8 protein-coding genes are annotated in these 5,008 nt (G+C 38.8%); 5 read left to right on the forward strand and 3 right to left on the reverse strand.

Going from position 1 to position 5,008, the window contains the following annotated elements; translation table 11 throughout:
* The first annotated feature begins 57 nt into the window (after nt 1-57).
* Nucleotides 58-1,344 carry a dockerin type I repeat-containing protein gene (locus ACI4WO_RS00320; RefSeq protein WP_439805564.1) on the forward strand — a complete coding sequence of 429 codons (1,287 nt, stop codon included), beginning with the start codon at nt 58-60 and terminating at the stop codon, nt 1,342-1,344.
* A gap of 27 nt (nt 1,345-1,371) precedes the next feature.
* On the opposite strand, the gene rd is transcribed toward ACI4WO_RS00320, so the two are convergent.
* Nucleotides 1,372-1,533: a rubredoxin gene (gene rd, locus ACI4WO_RS00325; RefSeq protein WP_439805565.1), complete on the reverse strand. Its 162-nt coding sequence runs from the start codon at nt 1,531-1,533 to the stop codon at nt 1,372-1,374.
* Between the two features lie 199 nt (nt 1,534-1,732).
* Here rd and ACI4WO_RS00330 point away from each other — a divergent pair, with 199 nt between their 5' ends.
* The 4 genes from ACI4WO_RS00330 (at nt 1,733) to ACI4WO_RS00345 (ending at nt 4,017) form a co-directional block, all read left to right on the forward strand.
* Nucleotides 1,733-2,308, forward strand: coding sequence for a zinc dependent phospholipase C family protein (locus ACI4WO_RS00330; RefSeq protein ID WP_439805566.1), 576 nt, complete (start codon nt 1,733-1,735; stop codon nt 2,306-2,308).
* Between the two features lie 182 nt (nt 2,309-2,490).
* Nucleotides 2,491-3,066 (forward strand): hypothetical protein, encoded by a 576-nt coding sequence (locus ACI4WO_RS00335; RefSeq protein ID WP_439805567.1) that lies wholly within the window; start codon nt 2,491-2,493, stop codon nt 3,064-3,066.
* A 98-nt stretch (nt 3,067-3,164) separates the two neighbouring features.
* The gene (locus tag ACI4WO_RS00340; RefSeq protein ID WP_439805568.1) at nt 3,165-3,833 is read left to right on the forward strand and encodes a PspA/IM30 family protein; all 669 of its coding nucleotides are present in this window, start codon (nt 3,165-3,167) and stop codon (nt 3,831-3,833) included.
* Between the two features lie 22 nt (nt 3,834-3,855).
* Nucleotides 3,856-4,017: a hypothetical protein gene (locus tag ACI4WO_RS00345; protein WP_439805569.1), complete on the forward strand. Its 162-nt coding sequence runs from the start codon at nt 3,856-3,858 to the stop codon at nt 4,015-4,017.
* A gap of 45 nt (nt 4,018-4,062) precedes the next feature.
* On the opposite strand, the gene ACI4WO_RS00350 is transcribed toward ACI4WO_RS00345, so the two are convergent.
* A complete protein-coding gene (locus ACI4WO_RS00350; RefSeq protein WP_439805570.1) occupies nt 4,063-4,437 on the reverse strand; it encodes a RidA family protein in 375 nt (124 codons plus the stop codon).
* Nucleotides 4,438-4,533: 96 nt separating this feature from the next.
* The coding region (locus tag ACI4WO_RS00355) for a pyridoxal-phosphate dependent enzyme (protein ID WP_439805571.1) at nt 4,534-5,008 on the reverse strand (475 nt) is incomplete at its 5' end.

The raw sequence follows: 5,008 nt of genomic DNA on the forward strand, positions 1-5,008 counted from the left end.
GACTCGCCTTAAATTACATGTTAAAATTTTTCATATATAATATGAGGGAGGAATATCATGAATCTAAAGAAAAAACTAGCTGTAATCACTATGTCGGCAGTTACGCTTCTTTCAGCTGTTCCTTTGGACAGAAACTATAATGCTGAAGAAGTGCAAATACCATCTGTATATAAAGGAGATATAAATACAGATGGGATATTAAGTGCTGAAGATGTAACAATTATTGGTCACTGCCTTGTGAAAAAAGGATTTCTTGAAGCGGAAGATGAATATGCGGCAGACGTAAACAGTGACGGGGATATAAATGTACTGGACCTGATTGCTTTAAAACGTATCATTATAAATAATGCTGCACAACAGCCTACTGAAGCTACAACAGAAGTACCAACAGAGGCTCCTACAGAAACAATAACAGAAGAAACAACAACTACTACTGCTCCGATCTGGTATGAAACTGAAACCACTGTCACTGAACCCGAAGTTACCACCACAACAGTACAGCAGCTGGATTTAAGCGACATGCCGGAAAACTATGCAGACCCTTTAGACTGGGTATGGACAAACCGGATTGAAAGAGAAAACTCAACCGGCAGATGGAATACTATTTTTGACCAGATTTACGGTGGAAACGGTACGCTCAATTATGTGGTCCGCTGGCAGTCATATAAACAGGTTACCCTTGAACAGCGTCAGCAGTTTGAAGATCTCATTGAAACGTCCGTTAATAACTGGACTAATTATCTTGAGGGCTATGACGGATGGAAGTACGGACATATTGACGTTAAAATAGTTGGCTGGGCTGTTATAGATGATGATGTAATTTTAGACAGACAGCCGGATGAAATTATTTATACGGACTGTACGCCTTATGACAGCAGCGGTGATACATCAAACGGAAGAGAAGAAATACCGACCCTTCTTCCAAATGCTCCTGATGAGCTTTCAAGAATGTATCATTACGATACAGGAATCGGTTATGACTACCCCGGCGGACTTGACAAGCGATTCGACATGTACCTGTGGGCAACTCAGGGATTCCCGGATATAGGCGGCTGCGGCGGTGACTGGGGACAAAGATTATCCGATGATGCTTATCTGAATATGCTGGATGGAACAAATATCCATGTTTTTGAACACGAACTTGGTCATGGATTCGGTATAACTGATTTCTACGGTGAAGAAGGTGCAATTGACGGATTCCCGCCAGGAGGTTTCCCGGAGCCTACCATTATGATGGCTGGAAATTCTACTGAAATAACCAATTATGACGGATGGCAGCTCAGATATATATGGAGTAAAATAAAAGACCAGACTGATGATAACGGAAATAAACGATTCAACTAAAAAAAGACGGCTTAAAGCCGTCTTTTTTTAGTCTACAGGTGAAAACATATCTTTTCCTACTCCGCATACAGGACAAACCCAATCATCCGGAATATCTTCAAAAGCTGTTCCCGGAGCAATTCCGCCGTCGGGATCACCAACCTCAGGGTCATAAACGTATCCGCATGGATCACACTGATATTTCTGCATAATTTAAAGCTCCTTTCTAATTAAGCTATTCATATTATAATCCTTCATAACAGTAAAGTCAACCATAAGTTTTTGTTAATTACTTTTTGAAAATAAAGCAATTTTTTATTTCATCTTAACTCAAATTTCCGCTAATTTTCATATAAAGGGCATATAATATATATGGAAGTCAAGTTACAACGGGAAAAGGAGAAAGTCTATGGAAACAAAAGATCATCTGGCACTTGCAAAATTAATAATATCAAAAAACAAATTTATCGACAAAAGCTATAAAAAAGCAGCCTTTGAAACAGGGTGTATTTCTCCGGATATAAACCTTTTAACATATGCTAAAGGACATACCTACAGCGGTACGATAGATTATGTTAAAAAAACTGTTTCAGGATTATCCGAAAAACTTCATACTGCCTCTGACTTTTTTGAACTGGGAAGAGCAGTGCATTTTATAGGCGATTATTTCACATTTCCGCATTCTCCGAATTTTAAAGGTACATTGAAAGAACATGTTGAATATGAAGCGGTTCTTCATAAATATATTTCAGAAAACTCCGGAGGGAATTTTCCTGATAAAAGCCTTATGAAATTCAGAAATAAAAAAACAGTTGAACTGATTGATTCGGCTCATGAAAAATATCTCAGCCTAAAAAATTCTGTAAAAACAGACTGGGCATTTATCCGCTTTGTGTGCAGTGAGGTTACTTTTGCCCTGACATGCAAAAATACTGTTCCTGTTACAAGAAAAACTGCTGTCAGACCAGTATACGGCTCAATTTAACTCTTGATTTTTTTCGGAATTTATGCTATAATAAAGTGTAATAAAATTTAATAATATGCATAAACGACACAAGTAGTGCTTTGCACGTAAATCTGATTACGGAAGCTATGCTTTCTTTGATTTGCGGCATTGTATTTACTTGTGTTATTTTTTGCAGAAATGAAAAAGGAGAGTGCATTTTTATGCCGAAAAATCAGTTTCAGAGAATGGTCTTTGCATTCATGACGGTGGTTGTAACCGTACATGCATTTGTTTTCTACAATTTGTATGTGGTAAATGGAAGCGTACTTAAGGAAGTCAACAATGTCGGAAGTGTAATTTCCGCTATAAATCATCAGGGCGGAGTTTATATGTTCGGAAGATTTATGCCAATATGGGCAGTAATTCTGGTGGAATTCTGTCTGGCTTACGGACTTGAAATTGTTATGGGAAGTCCATGCTCCTTCCGGCTGGCATCAAAGGTTTTTGATCCCCGCAATACAAATCCGGTAATTTTTGAAACATCAATAATCTGTGCGACAGTGGGACTTATGTGTCCGGCAATGAGTCTTTTGGCAGCTGTTATGTATTATCCATACTATGAGGGATTTAATTTCTTTACCCTAATTGCAAACTGGCTGAAACTTGTATGTTTTAATTTCCCGTTTGCTTTTTTCTCTCAGCTTTTCTTTATTCAGCCGCTTATCCGTACCCTTTTTAAGTTACTTTTCCGCAAAAGTATAAAAGCCGAATCCAAAACCCCGCAATTATTGTCTTGACATATGGGAATAATTGAGTTATAATAAATCCATATACAATGGGATTGCCAGAGATACTGCTTATGTATCCTGCATTATAAACTAAGGAGGTTAGTCAAATGGGTATATTTCATCGTTTAAGTGATTTGCTTAAATCAAATGTAAATGATCTTATTGACAAGGCAGAAGATCCTGAAAAAATGGTAAAACAGATTATCGTTGATATGCAAAAAGAGCTTAATAACTCAACTCAGGCTCTGGGAAAGGCTGTTGCAAGCGAAAGAACTGCTAAAAAGCAGTACGATCAGGCTGCTGCAAAGTCTGCCGACTGGGAGGCTAAGGCAAAAGCTGCTCTGAGTGCAGGCGATGAGGAACTTGCCAAAAAGGCACTTGCAAATAAAGTCAAGGCTGATAAGGACACTGCTCAGTATAAGGAAATGTATGAAACCATTTCTCAGCAGACAGAATCTATCAGAACTCAGGTTGAGGTATTGAAGTCAAAGCTTGAGGAGGCTAAAAGCCGTCAGGCAATGCTTATTGCACGTTCCCAGATGGCTGATACTCAGAAGTCTCTTGCACAGTCAACAGGCGGTTTTGACGCAAGCAGTGCGTCTGCGAAATTCGACAGAATGGAAGAAAAAGTCATTCAGAAGGAAGCTCAGGCTCAGGCATTTGCTGATATAGCAGCCGATGAAGGCAGCTCTGATGCAGAAGCATTTGAAAAACTTGAAAATGCATCAAAGGTTGATTCCGAGCTTGAAAGACTCAAAGCTGAAATGGGACTTTAATTGTTGAAAAGAGGCGTTCAAAATGGAAGAGAAAAAAAGAAAAAGAAACTCAATTGCCGTGTTGATTCCTGTTCTGCTGGCACTTATATGCGGTATTACATCCGTTGCATATATTGTTTTCAGAATGATAAGCAATAAGGACTATGAAGAAAAATGGAAAGATTACGATGAATGCGGAATCTGATAAAAGCTAAAAAATTAAGCCGGTCTTTCGACCGGCTTTTTTATATTACTTTTCAGCAATAACTTCAACTTCAACTAAAACATCCTTAGGAAGTTCCTTTACGGCAACACAGCTTCTTGCCGGCTTGGAAGTAAAATACTTTCCGTAAACTTCATTGAATGCACCAAAATCAGACATATTCTTTAAGAAGCATGTTGTTTTAACTGCCTTGTCAAAGGATGTGCCTGCTTCAGTCAGAACAGCTTCAAGATTTTTCATGACCTGTTCAGCCTGACCTGCAATACTTGTTGCTTCAACTGCTCCGGTTGCCGGATTGATTCCGATCTGACCAGATGTGAATACCATATTTCCGGAAACAATTGCCTGTGAATAAGGACCTAAAGCCTCCGGAGCTTTTGATGTGTAAATTTTTTCTGCCATGATAAAGACCTCCGTTTTTATGGACAGCGTCTTATAACCGCTGTCCTGATAAAAATTATATTTGTGACTCTTTTCCGGAATATTTCCCGAAAAATGTTACTCAACTATTTTAAAGCCTGCATCTGTCAGTGCTTTGCGGATAGATGTAATATGATCGAAATTTCTTGTTTCCAGAAGAATTCTTAAATAGCATCCGTTAATGTCTGAATTTTCACTTGCTCTTTCGTGGTGTATTGCAATAACATTTCCGCCCAGATCTGCAATAATTCTTGAAACATCACGAAGCTGACCCGGCTTGTCAATAAGCTCAAGATTGATAGAATCAGAACGTCCGGATTTTAAAAGACCTCTTTTTATAACTCTTGAAAGAATTGTTACATCAATATTTCCGCCTGACACAAGGCAGATTACCTTTTTGCCCTTGACCGGAACTTTATTGAACATTGCCGCTGCGACTGAAACAGCTCCTGCACCCTCTGAGATCAGCTTGTGCTGTTCGATAAGGGCGAGTATTGCTGATGAAATTTCATCATCGGTTACTGTTACGATTTCATCAACATATTTCTGGCAG

It is taken from the genome of Porcipelethomonas sp. (assembly GCF_051893655.1).
Lineage (GTDB): Bacteria > Bacillota > Clostridia > Oscillospirales > Ruminococcaceae > Porcipelethomonas.